The organism is Nitrobacter hamburgensis X14 (assembly GCF_000013885.1).
Classification (GTDB): domain Bacteria; phylum Pseudomonadota; class Alphaproteobacteria; order Rhizobiales; family Xanthobacteraceae; genus Nitrobacter; species Nitrobacter hamburgensis.
Window position 1 is genome coordinate 1,735,746 of sequence record NC_007964.1, and the last position, 24,085, is coordinate 1,759,830.

The window sequence follows — 24,085 nt, forward strand, 5'->3', positions numbered from 1 at the left end:
TTTCCCGGATGGCGCGGGGCACAACCGTCGGGCTGGGGTCGGGTCGGGTTGTACACAGAAAAGTGTGGGGATTCACGGGAACAGCCCCTCGAATCGCCACGATGCCATCCCATATCGGGGCGGCAGCACGAAAGCACAGCGGATGGCGGGAACGGCGGCATTCCCTCACGAGCTGTTGGGAGAGCAGCGATTTCGGGCTTTTTCGGTCCGCTTGGAGATGATTTTGACGGGCTGGGCGCATTCATGCACCCCGCGCGTTGTTTTGCGTTCTGCGAGCCTGGCGTTCCAATTCAGGATTGAAATCCTGACATTTGCGTTCCGCTCTTGAGAGCGTTCCGAGATTCACCCCGGAGGCGATGCCAATCGCGCTTTGGAAGGTTCGCCCCTCACGGGCGACGACATGAGAGGCCACGATGGTGCAGCAGACGTTCACCGGTCGCAAGCGGGTTCGCAAGTTTTTCGGGCATATTCGGGAAGTCGCCGAGATGCCGAACCTGATCGAGGTTCAGAAGGCGTCCTACGACCAGTTCCTGATGGTCGACGAACCGGAGGGTGGCCGGCTCGACGAGGGACTGCAGGCGGTTTTCAAGTCGGTGTTTCCGATCAACGACTTCTCGGGCACCTCGCAGCTCGAATTCGTGCGCTACGAGTTCGAGGCGCCGAAGTACGACGTCGACGAGTGCCGCCAGCGCGGCATGACCTATGCCGCCCCGCTGAAGGTGACGCTGCGCCTCATCGTGTTCGATATCGACGAGGAAACCGCCGCGAAGTCGGTGAAGGACATCAAGGAGCAGGACGTCTACATGGGCGACATTCCGCTCATGACCATGAACGGCACCTTCGTCGTCAACGGCACCGAGCGCGTCATCGTCTCGCAGATGCATCGTTCGCCCGGCGTGTTCTTCGATCACGACAAGGGCAAGACCCATTCGTCCGGCAAGCTGCTGTTCGCCGCGCGCGTGATTCCCTATCGCGGCTCATGGCTCGACATCGAGTTCGATGCCAAGGATATCGTGTTCGCGCGCATCGACCGCCGCCGCAAGATTCCGGTGACCTCGCTGATGTTCGCCCTCGGCCTCGACGGCGAGGAGATCCTGAGCACGTTCTACAAGAAGATCATATACAAGCGCGCCAAGTCCGGAAGCAATGCGGACGGCTGGCGCGTACCCTATGACCCGGTCCGCTTCCGCGGCTACTCCACGTTGAATGACCTGATCGATGCCGACTCCGGCAAGGTCGTGCTCGAGGCCGGCAAGAAGCTCACGGTCCGCGCCGCCCGCCAGCTCCAGGAGAAGGGGCTGAAGGCGCTGCGCATGAGCGACGAGGAGCTGGTCGGCATGTATCTCGCCGAGGATCTCGTCAATCCGAAGACCGGCGAAATCTATGCCGAAGCCGGCGAGGAAATCACCGAGAAGTCGCTGAAGGCGCTGAACGAGCACGGCTACAAGGAGCTGCCGCTGCTCGACATCGACCACGTCAATGTCGGCCCCTACATCCGCAACACGCTCTCCGCCGACAAGAACCTGACGCGCGAGGATGCGCTGTTCGACATCTACCGGGTGATGCGCCCGGGCGAGCCGCCGACGCTGGAGTCGGCGCAGAACATGTTCCAGTCGCTGTTCTTCGACAGTGAGCGCTACGACCTGTCCGCGGTCGGCCGCGTCAAGATGAATATGCGCCTCGACCTCGATGCGCCGGACACCTATCGCACGCTGCGCAAGGAAGACATCCTGGCCGTCATCAAGACACTGGTCGACCTGCGCGACGGCAAGGGCGAGATCGACGATATCGACCATCTCGGCAACCGCCGCGTGCGCTCGGTCGGCGAACTGATGGAAAATCAGTACCGCGTCGGCCTCCTGCGCATGGAGCGCGCCATCAAGGAGCGCATGTCCTCGGTCGATATCGACACCGTGATGCCGCAGGACCTGATCAACGCCAAGCCCGCGGCTGCCGCGGTGCGCGAGTTCTTCGGCTCCTCGCAGCTCTCGCAGTTCATGGACCAGACCAATCCGCTGTCGGAGATCACCCACAAGCGCCGCCTCTCGGCGCTCGGTCCGGGCGGTCTGACCCGCGAACGCGCCGGCTTCGAGGTGCGCGACGTGCACCCGACGCACTACGGCCGCATCTGCCCGATCGAGACGCCGGAAGGTCCCAACATCGGCCTCATCAACTCGCTCGCGACCTTCGCGCGCGTCAACAAATACGGCTTCGTCGAGACGCCGTATCGCAAGGTGAAGGACGGCCGCGTCACCGACGAGGTGGTCTATCTCTCGGCGATGGAGGAGGGCCGCTATCACGTCGCGCAGGCCAACCTGCCGCTCGACAACCGCGGCCGTTTCACCGAAGACCTCGTGGTCTGCCGTCATGCCGGCGAAGTGCTGCCGGTGACGTCGGACAAGGTCGACTTCATGGACGTGTCGCCCAAGCAGCTCGTCTCGGTCGCCGCGGCGCTGATCCCGTTCCTCGAGAACGACGACGCCAACCGCGCGCTGATGGGCTCGAACATGCAGCGTCAGGCGGTGCCGCTGGTGCGCGCCGAGGCGCCGTTCGTCGGTACCGGCATGGAAGGCGTGGTCGCCCGCGATTCGGGTGCTGCGATCGCCGCGCGCCGCTCGGGTATCATCGACCAGATCGACGCCACCCGCGTCGTCATCCGCGCCACCGAGGATCTCGACCCGACCAAGTCGGGCGTCGATATCTATCGTCTCATGAAGTACCAGCGCTCGAACCAGTCGACCTGCATCAACCAGCGTCCGCTGGTGAAGGTCGGCGACGTCGTCAAGAAAGGCGATATCATCGCGGACGGTCCGTCGACCGATCTCGGCGAACTCGCGCTCGGCCGCAACGTGCTGGTCGCGTTCATGCCGTGGAACGGTTACAACTTCGAGGATTCGATCCTGCTCTCCGAGCGGATCGTCAAGGAAGACGTCTTCACCTCGATCCATATCGAGGAATTCGAGGTGATGGCCCGCGACACCAAGCTGGGCCCTGAGGAAATCACCCGCGACATTCCGAACGTGTCGGAAGAGGCGCTGAAGAACCTCGACGAAGCCGGCATCGTCTACATCGGTGCCGAGGTGCGCGCGGGCGACATCCTGGTCGGCAAGATCACGCCGAAGGGCGAAAGCCCGATGACGCCGGAAGAGAAGCTGTTGCGCGCCATCTTCGGCGAGAAGGCCTCCGACGTCCGCGACACCAGCTTGCGGGTGCCGCCGGGCGTGCAGGGCACGATCGTCGAGGTCCGTGTCTTCAACCGTCACGGCGTCGACAAGGACGAGCGCGCGCTGGCGATCGAGCGGGAAGAAATCGAGCGCCTCGCCAAGGACCGCGACGACGAGCAGGCGATTCTCGACCGCAACGTGTACGGCCGCCTCGCCGATCTGCTCGAAAACCGTCAGGGCATTGCCGGTCCGAAGGGCTTCAAGAAGGACACCAAGATCACCCGCTCGGTGATCGAGGAATATCCGAAGTCGCAGTGGTGGCTGTTCGCGTCGCCGAACGACAAGCTGATGGCCGAGATCGAGGCCATGCGGAAGCAGTACGACGAGTCGAAGAAGGGTCTCGAACAGCGGTTCCTCGACAAGGTCGAGAAGCTGCAGCGTGGCGACGAATTGCCGCCCGGCGTGATGAAGATGGTCAAGGTCTTCGTCGCGGTGAAGCGCAAGATTCAGCCCGGCGACAAGATGGCCGGCCGCCACGGCAACAAGGGCGTGGTGTCGAAGATCGTTCCGATCGAGGACATGCCGTTCCTCGAGGACGGCACCCACGCCGACATCGTGCTCAATCCCCTCGGCGTGCCCTCGCGCATGAACGTCGGCCAGATTCTCGAAACGCATCTCGGCTGGGCCTGCGCCGGCCTCGGCAGGCGGATCGGGCAGGCCGTCGATGCCTATCTCGCGAGCGCGAAGCAGGAAACCAAGCCGCTCAAGGAGACGCTCAAGAAGGTCTACGGCGACAACGAGACCATCAAGTCGCTCAACGATCATGAACTCGTCGAACTCGGCCGCAATCTCAGTCGCGGCGTGCCGATCGCGACGCCTGTGTTCGACGGCGCCAAGGAAGCCGACATCGAGCAGATGCTCGAGCTGGCGGGCATGGACAAGTCGGGTCAGTCGACCGTCTACGACGGGCGGACCGGCGACACGTTCGATCGCAAGGTCACGGTGGGCTATATCTACATGCTCAAGCTGCACCACCTTGTGGACGACAAGATCCACGCGCGCTCGATCGGACCTTACTCGCTTGTCACCCAGCAGCCGCTGGGCGGCAAGGCGCAGTTCGGCGGCCAGCGTTTCGGCGAAATGGAGGTGTGGGCGCTCGAGGCTTACGGCGCGGCGTACACGCTTCAGGAAATGCTGACCGTGAAGTCGGACGACGTCGCCGGCCGTACCAAGGTCTACGAGGCCATCGTGCGCGGCGACGACACCTTCGAGGCGGGCATTCCGGAGTCGTTCAACGTGCTGGTCAAGGAAATGCGTTCGCTGGGCCTGAATGTCGATCTGCACAATTCCAAGATCGGCAGCGCGACGCCGACGTCCGAGGCGGCCGAATGATGCGCGGCCTCCGGCTGCGCATCGGCGAATAGGGAATAGCGAGTAGCAACAGGCGAATAATGACGGACGGCAAGTCAAGCGGACTATTCGCCATTCGCTATTCGCTTTCTCCCCAGGAGAAGACCATGAACCAAGAAGTGATGAACTTATTCAATCCGACGACACCGGCTCAGGTCTTCGACCAGATCCGGATTTCGATCGCGTCGCCGGAGAAAATTCTGTCGTGGTCCTACGGCGAGATCAAAAAGCCGGAGACCATCAACTACCGCACGTTCAAACCGGAGCGCGACGGCCTGTTCTGCGCCCGCATCTTCGGGCCGATCAAGGATTACGAGTGCTTGTGCGGCAAGTACAAGCGCATGAAGTACAAGGGCATCATCTGCGAGAAGTGCTCGGTCGAGGTGACGCTGTCGCGCGTGCGCCGCGAGCGCATGGGCCATATCGAACTGGCCGCGCCGGTTGCCCATATCTGGTTTTTGAAGTCGCTGCCGTCCCGTATCGGCCTTTTGCTCGACATGACGCTGAAGGATCTCGAGCGGATTCTCTATTTCGAATACTACGTCGTTCTCGAGCCGGGTCTCACCGCGCTCAAGGACCGGCAGTTGCTGTCGGAAGAGGAATACCTTCGCGCGCAGGACGAGTACGGCCAGGACAGCTTTACCGCCATGATCGGCGCCGAAGCGATCCGCGAACTGCTGAAGGGGCTTGAACTCGAGAGGCTCGAGGCGGAACTGCGCGCCGAGATGCAGGCGACCGAGTCCGACATCAAGCACAAGAAGCTCGCCAAGCGCCTGAAGATCGTCGAGGCCTTCCGCTTCTCCGGCAACAAGCCGGAGTGGATGATCCTCACCGTGGTGCCGGTGATTCCGCCGGATCTGCGTCCGCTGGTGCCGCTCGATGGCGGTCGCTTCGCAACCTCCGACCTCAACGACCTATATCGCCGCGTCATCAACCGCAACAACCGCCTGAAGCGGCTGATGGAGCTGCGCGCGCCCGACATCATCATCCGCAACGAGAAGCGCATGCTTCAGGAAGCGGTCGATGCGCTGTTCGACAACGGCCGCCGCGGCCGCGTCATCACCGGCGCCAACAAGCGCCCGCTGAAGTCGCTCGCCGATATGCTGAAGGGTAAGCAGGGACGGTTCCGGCAGAACCTGCTCGGCAAGCGTGTCGACTATTCCGGCCGCTCGGTCATCGTCGTCGGTCCCGAACTGAAGCTGCACCAGTGCGGCCTGCCGAAGAAGATGGCGCTGGAGCTGTTCAAGCCGTTCATCTATTCGCGGCTCGATGCCAAGGGACTGTCCACGACGGTGAAGCAGGCGAAGAAGCTCGTTGAAAAGGAGCGTCCCGAGGTCTGGGATATTCTCGACGAGGTCATTCGCGAGCATCCGGTGCTGCTGAACCGCGCGCCGACCTTGCATCGCCTCGGCATCCAGGCGTTCGAGCCGGTGCTGATCGAGGGCAAGGCGATCCAGCTTCACCCGCTGGTCTGCGCCGCCTTCAACGCCGACTTCGACGGCGACCAGATGGCCGTGCACGTTCCGCTGTCGCTCGAGGCACAGCTCGAAGCGCGCGTGCTGATGATGTCGACCAACAACATCCTGCACCCGGCGAACGGCCAGCCGATCATCGTGCCCAGCCAGGACATCGTGCTCGGTCTCTACTACCTCTCGATCATGCGCGAGGGTCTGCCCGGCGAGGGCAAGGTGTTCGGCGACATGGCTGAGCTGGAGCATGCGCTTCACGCCAAGGTCATCCACCTCCACACCAAGATCAAGTATCGCTGGGATCACATCGGCGAGGATGGCAAGCCGGTCAAGCGCCTGATCGACACCACCGCCGGCCGCGTCATGCTCGGTCAAGTGCTGCCGAAGTCGCCGAAGATCTCGTTTGACGCCATCAATAAGCTGATGACCAAGCGCGAAATCTCCGGCGTGATCGATCAGGTCTATCGCCACTGCGGTCAGAAGGAGACCGTGATCTTCTGCGACCGGATCATGGCGCTCGGCTTCTACAACGCGTTCAAGGCTGGCATCTCGTTCGGCAAGGACGACATGGTGGTGCCGCACTCGAAGTGGAAGATCGTCGATGCCACGCGCTCGATGGCCAAGGATTTCGAGCAGCAGTACAACGACGGCTTGATCACCCACGGCGAGAAGTACAATAAGGTCGTCGACGCCTGGTCGAAGGCGACCGAGGAAATCGCCAAGGAGATGATGAAGGAAATCTCCGCCGTTAAGAAGAATCCGAAAGGCGGCGAGGCACAGATCAACTCGATCTACATGATGGCTCACTCCGGTGCGCGTGGTTCGCCGGCGCAGATGCGTCAGCTTGCCGGTATGCGCGGCCTGATGGCGAAGCCGTCGGGTGAAATCATCGAGACGCCGATCATCTCCAACTTCAAGGAAGGGCTGTCGGTTCTCGAATACTTCAACTCAACTCACGGCGCCCGCAAGGGTCTCGCGGACACCGCGTTGAAGACCGCAAACTCGGGCTACCTGACCCGCCGTCTGGTCGATGTCGCTCAGGACTGCATCATCACGCAGGATGACTGCGGCACCAAGCTCGGCATCAAGATGCGCGCCATCGTTGATTCCGGCACGGTCGTTGCGTCGCTGGGCTCGCGCATCCTTGGCCGCACCGCATGTGAGGACATCCGCGAGGCTGCGACCAACAAGGTGCTGATCAAGCGCAACACCTTGATGGAAGAAAGCCATGTCGATCAGATTTCACGGGCCGGCATCCAGGAGGTCAAGATCCGCTCGGCGCTGACCTGCGAGCTGGTCAACGGCATCTGCGGCAAGTGCTATGGCCGCGATCTGGCCCGCGGTACACCGGTCAATCACGGTGAGGCGGTCGGCGTCATCGCGGCGCAGTCGATCGGCGAGCCCGGCACGCAGCTTACGATGCGTACGTTCCACATCGGCGGCGCGGCGCAGCTCAACGAGCAGTCGGTGATCGAGTCGAACTTCGACGGCAAGATCACGATCAGGAACAAGGCGATCGCGAGAAACGGCGAAGGTCATCTGGTTGCGATGGTACGCAACATGGTGGTCGCGGTTGCCGACGCGGATGGCACCGAGCGTGCGACGCACCGCATCCAGTACGGCGCGCGCATGCACGTCGACGAAGGCGATTTGGTCAAGCGCGGCCAGCGCATCGCTGAGTGGGATCCGTACTCCCGGCCGATCCTGACCGAGGTGGAGGGCACCATCGGATTCGAAGACCTGGTCGAAGGTCAGTCGATCTCCGAAACGCTCGACGAATCCACCGGTATCGCCAAGCGCATCGTCATCGACTGGCGCTCGACGCGCGGTGGTGCGGATCTGCGCCCGGCCATCGTGATCAAGGGCAAGGACGGCAAGGTGCTGAAGCTGCCTCGTGGCGGCGACGCTCGCTACATGTTGTCGGTCGACGCCATTCTGTCGGTCGACGTCGGCGCCAAGGTGACGCCCGGCGATATCCTGGCGCGTATCTCGACCGAGAGCGCCAAGACCCGCGACATCACCGGCGGTCTGCCGCGGGTGGCCGAACTGTTCGAGGCCCGCAGGCCGAAGGACGCTGCCATCATCGCGGAAATCGCCGGCACCATCCGGTTCGGCCGCGACTACAAGAACAAGCGCCGCATCTCGATCGAGCCGGTCGACAAGGATGAGGAGGCCCGCGAGTACCTCATTCCGAAGGGCAAGCACATCCATCTGCAGGATGGCGACATCGTCGAGAAGGGTGACTTCATCGTCGAGGGCAATCCGGCGCCGCACGACATTCTGGCGATCAAGGGTATCGAGGAACTCGCTGCCTATCTGGTCAACGAAATCCAGGAAGTCTACCGGTTGCAGGGCGTGCTCATCAACGACAAGCACATTGAGGTGATTGTCCGTCAGATGCTTCAGAAGGTCGAGGTTACCGATCAGGGCGAGACCGACATGATCTCGGGCGAGCAGATCGACAAGATCGAGTTCGACCGGCTCAACGTCAAGGCCAAGGAGGAGGGCAAGAAGATCGCGACCGGAACGCCGGTCCTGCTCGGCATCACCAAGGCGAGCTTGCAGACCCGTTCGTTCTTCTCGGCGGCCTCGTTCCAGGAGACCACGCGCGTACTCACCGAAGCCGCCGTCAACGGCAAGGTGGACCCGCTCGAAGGTCTCAAGGAAAACGTCATCGTCGGCCGGTTGATCCCGGCAGGCACCGGCGCGTCGATGGCCAAGATCCGCGAAGTCGCGGTCAAGCGCGACAAGCTGATTCTCGACGAGCGCGAGAAGCAGGCGGCGATCGTGCCGTCGGCTCCGGAGGCCGAACCGCTGGCGCTTCCGCCGGCGGAGTAGGAATCGTCTGATTTTACGAGAAAAGGGCCGGTGCAAGCCGGCCCTTTTCGCGTTGCGCGGCGCCCGGCGGGCTTTTTTCGGCGAGGTCCGGTTTGTTCATCTTCCCTTCAGGTAGAAAGCGCTTTTCCTAAGGAGCCTGCACTCGAGAACAGCACGCGGTGGCAGGCCAAAAAATTAAACCATGGAGCAAGCTGACGCCTCCTCCATGGAGTAGACTTCGCTGGGGTCTGGTGCGCCAGATTTGGGGAAAGGCCGTGTCCGGGCTGCGAAAGCGCCAGGCGCGGATGTCGAAAGAAAGATATGCTTGATCTAGCAATTGTTGGCGGTGGCCCTGGCGGGCTGATGAGCGCATGGCACCTCAGGAAAAAACTCGGAGAACTGTGTCGCGTTACCATCTTTGAAGCTTCCGACCGCCTCGGCGGCAAGCTGCTGACCCACAAGTTCGAGACCGCACCGGCGATGTACGAGGCGGGAGTTGCGGAAATCTACGACTACTCGGCGACAGGGCCGGATCCGCTCCGCGAACTGATCCAGCATTTCGGATTGCAGACGATTCCGATGGACGCCGGGCAGGTGCAGCTCGACGGCGAGCTGCTCGACGACGTTTCCGGCATGCGTCGCAAATACGGCGCGGGGACCGCCGATGCCATCGTAGCCTTCCGCAAGCGCTGCACCGAGATGATATCGCCGATCGAGTATTACGAAGGCGCGCGCGGCAACGAGCACCCATGGGCGTTCATGACGGCGGAGGAGCTGCTCGACAAGGAGGTCGCGGACCCGGTCGCCAGGCGCTTCTTCAAGGTGATGGCGCGCTCCGATATTGCCACCGAGAGCCACAACACCAACGGGCTGAACGCGCTCAAGAACTTCGTGATGGATGTGGACGGTTATATCGGCCTGTATTCGATCCAGAACGGCAACGAACAGTTGATCGACTGCCTGAGGGCCGAGGTCGATGCCGACATCCAGCTCAATCACCGCGTTCTCAAGGTCGGCAAGACACCGGCCGGCCGTTACCAACTCGACATGATGAACGGCAAGGGACCGGAGACCCGCGACTTCGATCTCGTCATCATGTGTCTGCCCCATAGCTGGCTTGCGACCATGGGATGGGATGGCGAGCAATTGCGCAAGTCGATGGTCAAGCATGTCGCTTACTTCGACCGGCCGGCGCATTACCTTCGCGTTTCGATCCTGTTCGACGAGCCGTTCTGGGGCGAGAAGATTTCGGGCGCATGGTTCATGTCCGAAGCCTTCGGCGGCTGCTGCGTCTACAACGAGGGCGCGCGGCACGACGTCGGCCGCCACGGCGTGCTGAACTGGCTGATCGCCGGCTCCGACGCGCTGGCGTTCGCCAACCTCAGCGACAAGGAGTTGATCGATGCGGCGCTGAAGTCGCTGCCGGCGTCGCTCGGCAATGCGCGCGCGCATGTCCTCGAAGGCAAGATCCATCGCTGGATGTCGGCGGTCAACGCGATACCCGGAGGCCTTCCGGCGCGCGACGTCATGACCAACCACCGGCCCGAGCCGAAGGCGCATCCGGGCCTGGTCGTTGTCGGCGACTATCTGTTTGATTCAACCCTCAATGGGCTGCTGGATTCGTCGGATGCGGCGACCGACATCATTGTCACCGAGATGATGAAGCTGCGCCGTGCGCGTGACGAGAGTCGCGCAATCGCCTTCAGCCCGATCGACCGCGATTACTTCGAGAACTATCGCGGCCTCGGTCCATATCGCGAGGTCTGGCAGCAGTTCAGCGATCCGGACTTTCTGATGAATCTGATCGGGATCGCGTGGAACAGGACGACGAACTACAAGCTGCTGGTAGCGGGATCCGCAAGCGGCGAACTGGTCGGCGCGCTGCGCGCCCGTGGCATCGACGCCTGGGGCATCGAGAACAACCGCGCCATTCATGCGATGACGCCGCCGGCGCTGCAGGCGTTCAACCGTTTCGGCTCGATCGTCGATATGCCGTTCGAGGACGGGCAGTTCGATTTCGTCTATGAAACCAGTCTCTGCCATGTCTCGGAATCCCGGACGCGGCGTGCGGTTCGCGAGTTGAACCGCGTCGTCAAGACCGGACTGATCTTCGGATCCGTCACCAGCGACATGAAGCCGGCGTTGATCGACCTTTACGATTTGCAGCGCGGCGTGAAGAAGCTCGGCACCTGGTGGGAGTGGTCGGAAATCTTTTTCAATAACGGTTTCGACCTCGCCATGAACCGCAACGACCGTACCGACGAATTGTGGGCGGCGGCCATCGCAGCCAACAAGGGACCGGATCGGTGGTACGCGGATGCCGAGAGCCTGCGTTACTCGCTGTTCGACAAGGTCGAGGGCAGTGACTGAGTCATCGTCAGGCGAAACCGGAACATGCACCTGCCTCGATCCGCGGGGTGCCTCCGGTCGATCCGGCTCGCCATGAAAGACTTTCGTGTTTCACCCCGCGGCCGGTCCGGCCGTTTCGCAACTGTAAGACCCAGTCGTGCTCAAGGTGCCGCCGCTCGACCATTCACTCGTTCCCGATGATGCGGTAACGATTCCGCCGGAGAACCCGCCTGCCGAGACCGGGCCGACGTCCGCGTCGCCAGCGCCGCGCAGACCTGATGCAGAGCCCCGTGCGCCGGTCGGCCATGAGGAGGACGACGATGGGGACGAGGGCGAGGACGGCGAACCCGTCCTCGACGATGACGACGAGGAACTCGTCGTCTATACGGCGCGCGAGGCCGCCGGAGCGGCCGCGACGGTCTATGCGTTCATCCGGCCCTTGCTTCGAAATCACCGCAAGGCGCTGACCTTCGTCGGCTTCGGCCTGCTGGTCGAGACGCTGTTCAACGTCGTCATGCCGCTTAGCCTCAAGTTCCTGATCGACGATGCGCTTGGCGAGGAGGATTTCGGCGTTCTGGTTCGAATCCTGTCGGTGCTTGCGGTCGCCGGCATTGTCACCTCGCTGATCTCGATCTGGTACGAACGCTGGGACGCCTGGCTGTCGTCATCGATCGTCTCGGAGGTGCGGCAGCGGCTGTTCAATCACGTGCAGGATCTGCCGTCGGCATTTTTTGCGCGCACCAGGCGGGGGGAAATCCTGTCGCGCTTCTCCGTCGATCTCTCGGCGTTCGAAGGCGCGATGAAGGCGCTCGTAAGTACGGCGCTGCTTCCGGCGATGGAGCTGGTCGCAGGCATCGTTCTGATGCTGTTTTTAAGCTGGCCGTTGGCGGTGGTCGCGTTGCTGATCTTTCCGATCACCTTGATCGGGCCGCGTATCCTGACCCCGAAGGCGGTGCAGGCAAACTACGAGCAGAAGGTCAACGAGTCGGCGATCCTCGGCGTGGTCCAGGAAAACATCGCCGCGCAAGCTCTGGTCAAGGCCTTCAGCCTGCAGCGTCGCGCCCGCGGCTGGTTCACCGTCCGCAATGAAGAGACCAGAAAGAAGATCGCATCCTCCACGTTTCTGTCGAGCATGGTCGAGCGCTCGGTCACGGTGGCCGTGCTGCTGCTGCACCTCGTCGTTCTCGGCATCGGTGCCTATCTCGCGACCAGCGGGCAGATCACAATCGGAACGTTCGTGACGTTTGAAAGCGCGTTCTGGGAAATCTCATACAATATCGCGCATCTGATGTCTTATGTGCCGGTCTCGATTCAGGCCGCGGCCGCCGTGCGCCACATGGAGGAACTGATCGACGAGCCGACGCGCGGCGCCGACCGCCGCGGCGCGCCGGACCTGCCGCGCATCAGCCGCGACATCACCTTCGATCGTGTGACGTTTCGATATGAGGACGCCGAGACACCCGTCCTCAACAATCTCAGTCTGAAGCTCGATGCCGGAAAGCGTATCGCGATTGTCGGGCCGAGCGGCTCCGGCAAGAGCACGCTGCTCAATCTGATTCTGCGCCTCTATGTTCCGAACCACGGGCGCGTCACCATCGACGGCGTCGATACCCGCAAGGTGACGCGCGAGTCGCTTCGATCCGGCATGGCCGTGGTGTTCCAGGAGAACATGCTTTTCAACATGTCGATCCGGGAAAACATCCGTCTCGGCAAGGAAGACGCCAGCGACGAGGAGGTCGAGGCCGCGGCGAAAAAGGCCGAGATCCATCGCTTTATCATGAGCCTGCCGCGGCGCTACGACACCGTCGTCGGTGAGCGCGGAGATACGCTGTCCGGCGGCCAGCGCCAGCGCGTGGCGATTGCGCGCGCGATCGTTCGCGACCCGTCGATTCTGCTGCTCGACGAGGCGACGTCCGCGCTCGACCAGACCACCGAAGCCGCGATCAATCGCACGCTACTGAAGGTAGCCAGGGGCCGGACCATGATATTTTCGACCCATCGCCTGACCTCGGTGGTCGACATGGACGAGATCATCGTCATCAGCGGTGGTCGGGCGGTCGAACGGGGCTCCCACGCAGTACTGATGAAGGCCAACGGCGTCTACCGCAAGCTCTGGGACGACCAGAGTCACGGGCATCACGATAGCGATGGTGAAGGCGAGTAGGCGCTCCCAAATCTGCGCGCGGCTATAGCGTTTTCGAACGAACCGGTACCAGCCTCGGGTCAAACCCGAGGACATGCTTCGCTTGAAAAACGCTATCAATAACTTGCGCGTATTCTTCCCGCGAACCGGTACTTACTTCGCTCGAAAACACTCTAAGCAAGCCTGCCCTCGTGCGATTCCGGGCGCGGCGGCGATGAGGATGGCCGGGTGCCGGATCTGTTCGTCGGTTGTGTCAGGCCCTGCGCCAGCCGTCCGATGAAGCGTGCCCATCGGCGTGCGCGCCATGTGAGGCCGTTGTCGATCGACAGCGAGCGAAGATGCCAGGCTTTCGCGGCCGACCATGCATCACATGCTGTCTTGACCGGATCGTCGTAGAACATGTCGATCTTGGCGCGACCCATGCCTTCGGTCGCAAGCCAGCTCGGGATGTGGACGTTGCAAAGCCGCTCGACGTCGGTGAACACCTTGTCGGTGCCGGTGCCCGCTGCCGGGCACGAGGTCGCGAAAGCGTCGCCGATAAGAACGACGCCGGCTTGCCGATGATTGTCCGTGACGTACAAATCCGCCGGCCGGATCTTGATCGGCCCGCTCACCTTGAAGCCGCCGGTCATGCGGTCGAGGCCGGGCATCACGGCGCGCATCGTCGCTTCGGGGTTTTCACGAAATTCGCGAAACCAGATGTCGTCCATCGACCGATAGACCATCATGTTGGCGCGCATGGTATTGCCGATCGGAAATATCGAGAGATAGGCCATGCGCGCGTCGGAGCGTTTCGGCCAGTAGGTCAGGGCCGGGAAGGGGAATGCCGGTCGATCGACCGGAGCGACATCGAAACCGAGCGTCACCGAATGACATTCGCTGATGATGCGCCGACCGAGGCCGAGCAGGTGGCGCAGGCTGATGCTGAGGCCGTTCGCGAGCACGATCAGGCGCGCGGAGATCGTCCCGCCATCCGCCAGCACCAGGCGCTGGCGTTCACTGCTGGTGGCGACCTCGACGACCTTGGTGTAAAGTGTCTCCACACTGGACGAGATTTGCGCGCGCATGGTGTTGACGAGAGTGTCGTACATCACGCCGTGCTGGTCGCTGGGTTTTTTGGCCACCACGAAACCGAACCGCGCTTCCCAGACTTCGCCGTCCACGGTCGTCGCGCGCAGTATCTCTTCGTCGAACCCTGTCTTGCGCAATCTCGGAGTTTGAGTGCCGCCGAGCTTTTCGCAGCGCAGGTCGGGAGGATACGTCGTGTGCGGATCGATCATGATCGCAGCAATACCCGCGCGGCTCAGCATCGCGGCTGTGGTCGAGCCGGCCAGTCCGCCGCCAACGATCGCAATGTCGGTATAGCGCATGGATCGGCCCTTGCCCCGCAGGGCTATCATTGCGCCGCAAAAAGCAAATAAACCTTGAAAGACATCGAGTGATCGAGCCTGGACCGGGTCGATGCGGCTTAACTGAAAAGCAATACCGAAGGAACAATATCGCCGCCTTTAGCGGATCGCCCCAAGGATGATCCAAGGCGTCTAATGATCTCGGTAAACATTTGTTCACCAACACCGGACATGGCGGCGCCGTGGGACGATCTCGTCCGGCGGGCCTCTTCCAACGTGTTCATGAATCCGGTTGCCCTGACCGTCGCGAACGAGACCGGTTTCGCGCGCGTCCAGGTTCTGCTGGCGTGGGACAGCGCCGGACCCGGGAGGCTGGTCGGCATCTGGGCCTTTCAGGTCCGCAGAATTTCGCCGCTGTGGCCCGCGCTGCTTGAGGCACTGCCTTACAACTACGCCTTTCTCTCAAACCCGGTCGTCGATCCCGCCTATGTCGGCGAGGTCATTCCGGCCTTCCTGTCGGCGATCCGCGACAGTTCCTTGTTACCCAAGGTGATCAGTCTGAAGTCGCTCGATGCCGAGGCTCCGAGCTTCGAGATGCTTGTGAACGCGCTGAAGGAGCAGGGAAGCACGCGGCTTAGGTTGACCGAGAGCACACGGCCTTTCGCGACCCCGGACGTTGGCGTGAAACGGTCCGGCTCGACCCGGAAGAAGTTGCGGCAGGACTGGAACCGGCTCTCCGGCGCGGGCGCGGTCGATATCGTCAACAACCGCGCGCCGGATACGCGAGAGGCGTTCGAGACGTTCCTGAAGCTGGAAGCCGCAAGCTGGAAAGGAGCGCGTGGCACGGCCTTGCTGTGCAATGCCGCGGACGCGACCTTCGCCAGACAGATGGTCGCGGCGCTCGCCGAACGTGGCAATGCCTCGGTGGCATTGCTGCGCGTCGATGGCCGCGCTATTGCCGCGCAGGTGCTGATGTATTGCGGCACCACGGCCTACACCTGGAAAACGGCATTCAGCTCGGACTACGCAAAATACTCGCCGGGCGCGCTGCTGATCGATAGGATCACGGACGACCTGTTTTCCTCCGCCGGGGTCGCGGAGATCGATTCCTGTTCGTACGAGGGAAGCTTTATGGCTCAGCTCTGGGCCGGCCGCCGGAAGATGGCCGATCTGCTCATCGATGTCGGGCCGGGTAAATCGCTGGCGTTTTCGCTGGAGGCGATCCGCCAGCGGGGCTACGACCAGCTCCGCCGGCTTCGCGACCGGATTCGAACCGGGGCGGTACCGGCCGTACCCAAAAGCAAGAAGGTGAGTTTTGCCGCGCATCGCTAGCCGGGCGGGCAGATGCGGTCTGTCGGGTGCCGTCAATCCGGCGCCGCTTGCCCTCGGCCTCCCAAATACCCAGACTGCGGCTGCCGCTTTGAGCCTGCGGCAAGAACCGGTGTTCGTAGAACAATGGTGAACAGACCAAAAAACGGCCTGTTGGCGAGCATACCGGACTCGGAATGGCTCGACGTTCAGAGCCTGTGCGAGTCGATCAAACTGTCACTGGGCCGCGTGCTGTACGAACCACGCGGCCCATTCGATTACGTGTACTTTCCGGAAACGGCGATTATCTCCAACGTCGCCCCGCTAAAGGCCGACAAGACGGCAGAAACCTCGACCACCGGACGGGAGGGGATGGTTAACGTCGGAGCTATCATGGGCGACGACCAATCGATGCACCGCGCCGTCGTCCAGGTGTCCGGTGACGCCATCCGTATTTCCTTTCGCGAGTTTCAGGAGCTGCAGGCACGTTTGCCGGTATTCCGGCGCAAGCTCAACGCCTACTCACGTGCATTCCTCGGGCAAGTAATGCAGTCCGTTGCATGCAACGCCAGCCATACGCTCCTTCAGCGCTGCGCACGATGGCTGTTGAAGTCTCACGATCGCGTCGAAGGTGACGAGCTTCGATTAACGCAGCAGTTCCTGGCCGAGATGCTGGTCGTCAGCCGTGTGGCGGTTAACGCAGAGCTGAAAAAATTTCAGCAACAGCAGGCTCTCACATACAACCGCGGCATCATCACGATATTGGACCGCAAGCTATTGGAGCGCACATCCTGCGAGTGCTATCGCGCGGTTCGGCGCGAATACGACAGGCTGCTGCCCGGCTCGTTCACAAAATAAAAATAAATGTCGGCTATGTAAACTAGTTGGCTATACGGGTCGCTGTTTCCATCGGTACATAGAGCAATCCAACAATGGAGGAGTGCACCGATGCCGAGACACGTCTCTTTCTATGATGAATCCCTGGGAAGGCAGATCGAAGGTTCATACGTAACGGACGGCAAGGTGATCCATGCCGGTTCGGGAACGCTGGGCGCGAAGAGTGCCCGCTTCGGTCATTTTGGCAGGTTCCGCTTCGATCAAACGGGGCAGGACTTGATTGCGCAGGATCTGTTGAGCGAGTTGGCTCATCGTGAAGCACAGAACGGCCACGGTCACGGCCATTAAGCTGAGTTAAAGAGACGGTGAGAGCCGCCATGGTGGCTCAGATATCGTCATCGCTTTCTGCCGCGGAGGCTCGTTAGTTGGCCTCCGCTGCAGGCGGGTGTTGGTTCAAGCGATCTGCCTCATCTTTCTTGCCTTCACGCGTTCCAGTCCTGTGCCTTCCGATTTCCGAAATGCGTTGACCATCCCAAGCGACGTGAGTCGAATCGTTTGGACACGATGCGTCCGCAGTCGGACTTTCTCGCTCTCTATAACGCTGCTCGCCGCCACCGACGAACCGATCCAATAGCAGCGCTGCGCGGCGACTGCCCGAGCGTGATATCGCGCTATCTCATTACGACGCGGAAATTCGGCTGCGATTGGCGCGTGGCTGGGGCCTGAGGCGCGAGCAATTATTGCGGCCCGCGGCGGCTCTCGATTAGCCAGAATCAATCTTTGATCCGGCGCCATGCGCACGGCATAGCTGTCCGAGGTTGGCTGCCGCTTTCGCCCGTCTGTGACCCGCGGCATCCATCGCCGCCGCCTCCCGCCATGACGGATAATCGAGATGTTTCCCTCCAAGCGCGAAACACTCCAGCGTCCGGCCCGGACCGTCCCATACCCTTCATGCATCGGGAGGAGCCTTCGCCAGACTGGAGCCCCGCTTCTGATCGAATCAAAGCCGGGCTCCAGCTTTTTGTTTTGACGCGTTTTCTTGACGCGGACCGGTATCCATCCCCGAGGACGTGCTTCGCTCGAAAACGCCATAGGGCGCGGATACCGATTCGGCGCCCAGCGGCGGAGGCGGTCCGGGGCATACATCAAGAGCCGGAACTCCGTGGTCCAACGGTCCGCTTGATCTTGCGGTCGCCGCCGTTGCCGGGCGGGGCGGGCGCAGCGAGTGAGCGTGGCCGGTATCGCAAAAAGACCATTGTTTTGAGGGATATCTGGTGTCCGGCGAACCCGCTGTGCGAGCAATTCTCAGCGGGACGGAATTCGCGCGTATGCCGGATATCGACGCCCGGAAGTGCTTCTGTGACGGCGGTTTAGCCTTGACTTGACGACTCGCGGTGGATAAAACCCGCCCACTTAACGGCAGGCGGTGAGCTACGCCAACGTCGGAACGGACCACCCTTTCTATCTGTTTTAATTGATAGAGACGGGCACCAACCTCGACGAATGCTGCTCAGACGCTGCTGATCATAGCTAGGCAATGCCAGGACGATAGTCGTTCTCTTGAGCGAGATCTCTCGAGATCGATTTCGGGTGCATGACCTCGGTGGAAGTCGGCCGGTTCATTATCGGTTGGCGTTAATCGCGGTCCTCTGTGGCGTCGAAGCGCTTCCCGCTCAGCAATGAACGGTTGGCGCGATTTCGTTTTGCGTGGATCGCTTCATGCATCGCGAGCGGGTGGGCGGTAGCCTCGAACGAAGTTGCGAAACCGATCGGGGTTTCGCGTAAATTTAAGGGTGAAGGCGAACGATGCCGACGATCAACCAACTGATCGCAAGTCCGCGCGTCATACAGAAGTCGCGCAAAAAGGTGCCTGCGTTGCAGCAGTCGCCGCAAAAGCGCGGCGTGTGCACACGTGTTTACACCACGACTCCGAAGAAGCCGAACTCGGCGCTGCGTAAGGTCGCAAAGGTGCGTCTTACCAATGGCTTCGAGGTCATCGGTTACATTCCGGGTGAGGGGCATAACCTTCAGGAACATTCCGTGGTCATGATCCGCGGCGGTCGCGTCAAGGATTTGCCCGGCGTGCGCTATCACATCCTCCGCGGCGTCCTCGACACCCAGGGCGTCAAGAACCGCAAGCAGCGTCGTTCGAAATACGGCGCGAAACGTCCGAAATAAGCGGGAACAGATACGATGTCGCGTCGCCATTCTGCCGAAAAGCGTGAAGTGCTCCCCGACCCGAAGTTCGGAAACGTCGTCATTACGAAGTTCATGAACTCGGTGATGTATGCCGGAAAGAAGTCGGTCGCCGAAGGCATCGTCTACGGAGCGCTCGACCTGATCGAGGCCAAGACCAGGCAGGGCCCGTTGACCGTGTTCGAGCAGGCGCTCGAAAACGTCATGCCGACCATCGAAGTGCGGTCGCGTCGCGTCGGCGGCGCCACCTATCAGGTGCCGGTCGAGGTTCGCTCGACCCGCCGTCAGGCGCTCGGCATTCGCTGGCTGATCGCGGCTGCGCGGGGGCGCAATGAAAAGACGATGACGGAGCGGCTCTCGGCCGAATTGCTCGACGCGTCGAACAACCGGGGCAGCGCGGTCAAGAAGCGGGAAGACGTGCACAAGATGGCGGAAGCCAACCGTGCGTTCTCGCACTATCGCTGGTAACGGCGACACAACAGGAATTTAAGGACAGCTCCATGCCCCGCCAACATGCCATAGAGGATTACCGTAATTTCGGTATCATGGCGCATATCGATGCCGGCAAGACCACCACGACCGAGCGCATCCTTTATTACACCGGCAAGAGCCACAAGATCGGCGAGACCCACGAGGGCGCCGCGACGATGGACTGGATGGCGCAGGAGCAGGAGCGCGGCATTACCATTACCTCGGCCGCGACCACTGCGTTCTGGAATGGCAAGCGTCTGAACATCATCGACACCCCCGGTCACGTCGACTTCACCATCGAGGTCGAGCGGAGCCTGCGCGTGCTCGATGGTGCCGTGTGTGTGCTCGACTCCAACCAGGGCGTTGAGCCGCAGACCGAGACTGTGTGGCGTCAGGGCGACAAATACAAGGTGCCGCGCATCGTCTTCTGCAACAAGATGGATAAGACCGGCGCCGACTTCTACAAGTGTCTCGCCGACATCGTCGATCGCCTCGGTGCGCGTCCGGTCGCGGTGCAACTGCCGATCGGTGCCGAGAGCGCGTTCAAGGGCATGGTCGATCTTGTCCGCATGAAGGCGCTGGTCTGGAATATCGATTCCGCCGGTGCGATGTACGATATCGAGGAAATTCCGGCCGACCTTGCCGACAAGGCCAGGGAATACCGCGAGAAGCTGGTGGAGGCTGCCGTCGAGCTCGACGACAATGCCATGGCTGCTTATCTCGACGGCACCGAGCCGGACGAGGCGACGCTGAAGAATCTGATCCGCAAGGGCGTGATTACCGGCGCGTTCTATCCGGTGCTGTGCGGGACCGCATTCAAGAACAAGGGTGTGCAGCCGCTGCTCGATGCGGTGGTGGACTTCCTGCCGTCGCCGCTCGACGTGCCCGCGATCAAGGGTACCGACGACAAGGGCAACGAAATCCTCCGTCACGCCGACGACAAGGAGCCGATGTCGCTGCTGGCGTTCAAGATCATGGACGACCCGTTCGTCGGCACCATCACGTTCTGCCGCATCTATTCCGGCATTCTTCAGAGCGGTACCGGCGTCGTCAATTCGACGCGCGAGAAGAAGGAGCGCATCGGCCGGATGCTGCTGATGCATGCGAACAACCGCGAAGACATCAAGGAAGCTTATGCCGGCGACATCGTCGCGCTGGCCGGCCTGAAGGAAGCGCGCACCGGCGACACGCTGTGCGATCCGGCCCATCCGGTGATCCTCGAAAAGATGGAATTCCCCGATCCGGTCATCGAGATCGCGATCGAACCGAAGTCCAAGGCCGATCAGGAAAAGCTCGGTGTTGCGCTGGCCAAACTCGCGGCGGAAGATCCGTCGTTCCGTGTTTCCACCGATCAGGAATCCGGCCAGACCATCCTCAAGGGCATGGGCGAGCTGCATCTCGACATCAAGGTCGATATTCTCAGGCGCACCTACAAGGTCGACGCCAATATCGGCGCGCCGCAGGTGGCGTTCCGCGAGCGCGTCACCAAGCGTGTCGAGCACAGCTACACCCACAAGAAACAGACCGGCGGCACCGGCCAGTTCGCGGCGGTGACGCTGATCGTCGAGCCGAGCGAACCGGGCAAGGGTTACGAGTTCGAGTCGAAGATCGTCGGCGGCGCTGTGCCGAAGGAATACATTCCCGGCGTTGAGAAGGGCATCGAGAGCGTGCTCGGCTCCGGCGTGGTCGCTGGGTTCCCCGTGGTCGATGTCAAGGTGCAACTCATCGACGGCAAGTTCCATGACGTCGACTCGTCGGCGCTGGCGTTCGAAATCGCGACCCGTGCCTGCTTCCGCGAGGCGCTGCAGAAGGGCAAGTCGGTGCTGCTCGAGCCGATCATGAAGGTCGAGGTGGTGACGCCGGAAGACTATACCGGATCGGTCATCGGCGATCTCAACTCGCGGCGCGGTCAGATCCAGGGTCAGGACATGCGCGGCAACGCCAACGTGATCAACGCGATGGTGCCGCTCATGAACATGTTCGGTTACGTGAACAACCTGCGCTCGATGAGCCAGGGGCGCGCGACCTTCACCATGCAGTTCGATCATTACGCGGAAGCGCCGGCGAACGTGTCGGCGGAAGTCCAGAAAAAGTTTGCCTGATTGTCGCTGGCGACAGTCAACGACTGAACGGAGAGTCAAATGGCCAAAGCGAAGTTTGAACGGAACAAGCCGCATTGCAACATCGGGACGATTGGTCACGTTGACCACGGCAAGACGTCTTTGACGGCTGCGATCACGAAGGTTCTGGCGGAAGCGGGCGGAGCGACGTTCACGGCCTACGACCAGATTGACAAGGCGCCGGAAGAGAAGGCGCGCGGCATCACGATTTCGACGTCGCATGTCGAGTACGAGACGCCGAACCGGCATTATGCGCACGTCGACTGCCCGGGCCACGCCGACTATGTGAAGAACATGATCACCGGTGCGGCGCAGATGGACGGCGCGATCCTGGTGGTGTCGGCGGCGGACGGCCCGATGCCGCAGACCCGCGAGCACATTCTTCTGGCGCGCCAGGTTGGCGTTCCGGCGATCGTTGTGTTCCTGAACAAGTGCGACATGGTCGACGATCCGGAGCTTTTGGAACTGGTGGAGATGGAAGTGCGCGAGCTTCTGTCGAAGTACGATTTCCCGGGCGATGACATTCCGATCATCAAGGGTTCGGCGTTGGCGGTGCTGGAGAACTCGGATCCGAAGCTCGGCCATGACGCGGTGCTGGAGCTGATGAAGGCGGTCGACGCCTACATTCCGCAGCCGGAGCGCCCGGTCGACCAACCGTTCCTGATGCCGGTCGAGGACGTGTTCTCGATCTCGGGTCGCGGCACGGTGGTGACGGGGCGCGTGGAGCGCGGCATCGTCAAGGTCGGCGAGGAAATCGAGATCGTCGGCATCCGTCCGACGCAGAAGACGACGGTGACGGGCGTGGAGATGTTCCGCAAGCTGCTGGACCAGGGCCAGGCCGGCGACAACATCGGCGCGCTGCTGCGCGGCACCAAGCGTGAGGACGTGGAGCGCGGTCAGGTTCTGTGCAAGCCGGGTTCGGTGAAGCCGCACACCAAGTTCAAGGCGGAAGCCTACATCCTGACCAAGGAGGAGGGCGGTCGTCACACGCCGTTTTTCACCAACTACCGTCCGCAGTTCTACTTCCGCACCACGGACGTGACCGGCGTGGTGCATCTTCCGGCCGGCACCGAGATGGTGATGCCGGGCGACAACGTGGCGATGGAAGTGCACCTGATCGTGCCGATCGCGATGGAGGAGAAGCTGCGCTTCGCCATCCGCGAGGGCGGACGCACCGTCGGAGCAGGCGTCGTTGCCAGCATCATTGAATGATGATCCGTCGGATGTCCGGCTGCAAAGACCGGACATCCGCAATCTTCTTTATCGGCGTGGATGACCGGATGACCGGTCGTGACGGGCAAGAAAGACAAAGGCAATGAACGGCCAAAATATTCGGATCCGTCTCAAGGCGTTCGATCATCGGATTCTCGATACGTCGACCCGCGAGATCGTGAACACCGCGAAACGTACCGGCGCGCAGGTCCGCGGACCGATCCCGCTGCCGACGCGGATCGAGAAGTTTACGGTCAACCGTTCGCCGCACGTCGACAAGAAGAGCCGTGAGCAGTTCGAGATGCGCACGCACAAGCGCCTTCTCGATATCGTCGATCCGACTCCGCAGACAGTCGATGCCTTGATGAAGCTCGATCTGGCCGCGGGTGTCGACGTCGAGATCAAGCTCTGACGCGGCAGCCCGTCGGTTTGCGGATCGGGGCACGCGGAAGTCGAAACCAAGTTTGGGAACAGTCCGAACGTTAGCGGACAGAAAGAACAGGAAGCACGACGATGCGCTCCGGAGTGATCGCACAAAAGGTCGGGATGACGCGGGTCTTCACAGACGCCGGCGAGCATATCCCTGTGACCGTGCTGAGGCTGAGCAATTGTCAGGTGTTGGGTCACCGGACCAGTGAGAAGAACGGCTACGTCGCGTTGCAGCTCGGCTCGGGTGCGCGCAAGACGGTCTACCTGCCGAAGGCGGAGCGCGGACAGTTCGCGGTCGCCAAAGTCGAGCCGAAGCGCAAGGTCGCTGAATTCCGCGTCTCCGAAGATTCGCTGATTCCGGTCGGCGCGGAAATTCAGGCCGACCATTTCGTGGTCGGCCAGTTCGTCGATGTCACCGGCACTTCGGTCGGTAAAGGGTTCGCCGGCGGCATGAAGCGCTGGAACTTCGGCGGTCTGCGCGCCACGCACGGTGTCTCGGTCTCGCATCGTTCGATCGGTTCGACCGGCGGACGTCAGGATCCGGGCAAGACCTTCAAGAACAAGAAGATGCCCGGTCATATGGGCGTCGATCGCGTCACCACGCTCAACCTGCGCGTCGTGCAGACCGACGTCGAGCGCGGCCTGATCCTGGTCGAAGGTGCCGTTCCCGGCTCCAAGGGCGGCTGGATCGCGGTGCGCGACGCGGTGAAGAAGCCGTTGCCGAAGGACGCGCCGAAGCCCGGCAAGTTCAAGGTTGCGGGCGATGACAAGGTCACGGCGGATGCCCCGACCGAGAAGGAGGGTGCATAAC

General features: G+C 61.8%; 14 protein-coding genes. 13 read left to right on the forward strand and 1 reads right to left on the reverse strand.

Annotated features, from left to right (window positions below; all coding sequences use genetic code 11):
* The first annotated feature begins 413 nt into the window (after nucleotides 1-413).
* From rpoB to NHAM_RS07860, 4 genes are all read left to right on the forward strand, one after another.
* Complete coding sequence (rpoB, locus tag NHAM_RS07845) at nucleotides 414-4,556, forward strand: DNA-directed RNA polymerase subunit beta (protein ID WP_011510042.1); 4,143 nt, start codon at nucleotides 414-416, stop codon at nucleotides 4,554-4,556.
* A 125-nt stretch (nucleotides 4,557-4,681) separates the two neighbouring features.
* A complete protein-coding gene (gene rpoC / locus NHAM_RS07850) occupies nucleotides 4,682-8,881 on the forward strand; it encodes a DNA-directed RNA polymerase subunit beta' (RefSeq protein WP_011510043.1) in 4,200 nt (1,399 codons plus the stop codon).
* 300 nt (nucleotides 8,882-9,181) lie between these two features.
* Entirely contained in the window at nucleotides 9,182-11,230 is a 2,049-nt protein-coding gene (locus NHAM_RS07855; RefSeq protein WP_011510044.1) for an FAD-dependent oxidoreductase, read from the forward strand.
* Between the two features lie 136 nt (nucleotides 11,231-11,366).
* Complete coding sequence (locus NHAM_RS07860; protein ID WP_011510045.1) at nucleotides 11,367-13,373, forward strand: ABC transporter ATP-binding protein; 2,007 nt, start codon at nucleotides 11,367-11,369, stop codon at nucleotides 13,371-13,373.
* A 152-nt stretch (nucleotides 13,374-13,525) separates the two neighbouring features.
* Here the strand turns inward: NHAM_RS07860 and NHAM_RS07865 are convergent, their stop codons facing one another.
* A complete protein-coding gene (locus NHAM_RS07865; RefSeq protein ID WP_011510046.1) occupies nucleotides 13,526-14,722 on the reverse strand; it encodes an FAD-dependent monooxygenase in 1,197 nt (398 codons plus the stop codon).
* A gap of 174 nt (nucleotides 14,723-14,896) precedes the next feature.
* Here NHAM_RS07865 and NHAM_RS07870 point away from each other — a divergent pair, with 174 nt between their 5' ends.
* From NHAM_RS07870 to rplC, 9 genes are all read left to right on the forward strand, one after another.
* On the forward strand, nucleotides 14,897-16,033 hold the full coding sequence (locus tag NHAM_RS07870; protein WP_011510047.1) for a GNAT family N-acetyltransferase: 1,137 nt from the start codon (nucleotides 14,897-14,899) through the stop codon (nucleotides 16,031-16,033).
* Between the two features lie 150 nt (nucleotides 16,034-16,183).
* Nucleotides 16,184-16,867, forward strand: coding sequence for a Crp/Fnr family transcriptional regulator (locus NHAM_RS07875; protein WP_245270031.1), 684 nt, complete (start codon nucleotides 16,184-16,186; stop codon nucleotides 16,865-16,867).
* A 90-nt stretch (nucleotides 16,868-16,957) separates the two neighbouring features.
* Nucleotides 16,958-17,194, forward strand: coding sequence for a hypothetical protein (locus tag NHAM_RS07880; protein ID WP_011510049.1), 237 nt, complete (start codon nucleotides 16,958-16,960; stop codon nucleotides 17,192-17,194).
* Nucleotides 17,195-18,652: 1,458 nt separating this feature from the next.
* Nucleotides 18,653-19,024, forward strand: a complete 372-nt coding sequence (gene rpsL, locus NHAM_RS07885; RefSeq protein ID WP_009797142.1) for a 30S ribosomal protein S12 — start codon at nucleotides 18,653-18,655, stop codon at nucleotides 19,022-19,024.
* Between the two features lie 15 nt (nucleotides 19,025-19,039).
* A complete protein-coding gene (gene rpsG / locus NHAM_RS07890; protein WP_011510051.1) occupies nucleotides 19,040-19,510 on the forward strand; it encodes a 30S ribosomal protein S7 in 471 nt (156 codons plus the stop codon).
* A 32-nt stretch (nucleotides 19,511-19,542) separates the two neighbouring features.
* Nucleotides 19,543-21,615, forward strand: coding sequence for an elongation factor G (gene fusA, locus NHAM_RS07895; RefSeq protein ID WP_011510052.1), 2,073 nt, complete (start codon nucleotides 19,543-19,545; stop codon nucleotides 21,613-21,615).
* 39 nt (nucleotides 21,616-21,654) lie between these two features.
* On the forward strand, nucleotides 21,655-22,845 hold the full coding sequence (gene tuf, locus NHAM_RS07900; RefSeq protein ID WP_011510053.1) for an elongation factor Tu: 1,191 nt from the start codon (nucleotides 21,655-21,657) through the stop codon (nucleotides 22,843-22,845).
* A gap of 103 nt (nucleotides 22,846-22,948) precedes the next feature.
* Nucleotides 22,949-23,257, forward strand: a complete 309-nt coding sequence (gene rpsJ, locus NHAM_RS07905; RefSeq protein ID WP_002712302.1) for a 30S ribosomal protein S10 — start codon at nucleotides 22,949-22,951, stop codon at nucleotides 23,255-23,257.
* Nucleotides 23,258-23,358: 101 nt separating this feature from the next.
* A complete protein-coding gene (rplC, locus tag NHAM_RS07910; protein WP_011510054.1) occupies nucleotides 23,359-24,084 on the forward strand; it encodes a 50S ribosomal protein L3 in 726 nt (241 codons plus the stop codon).
* Nucleotide 24,085: the final 1 nt, after the last annotated feature.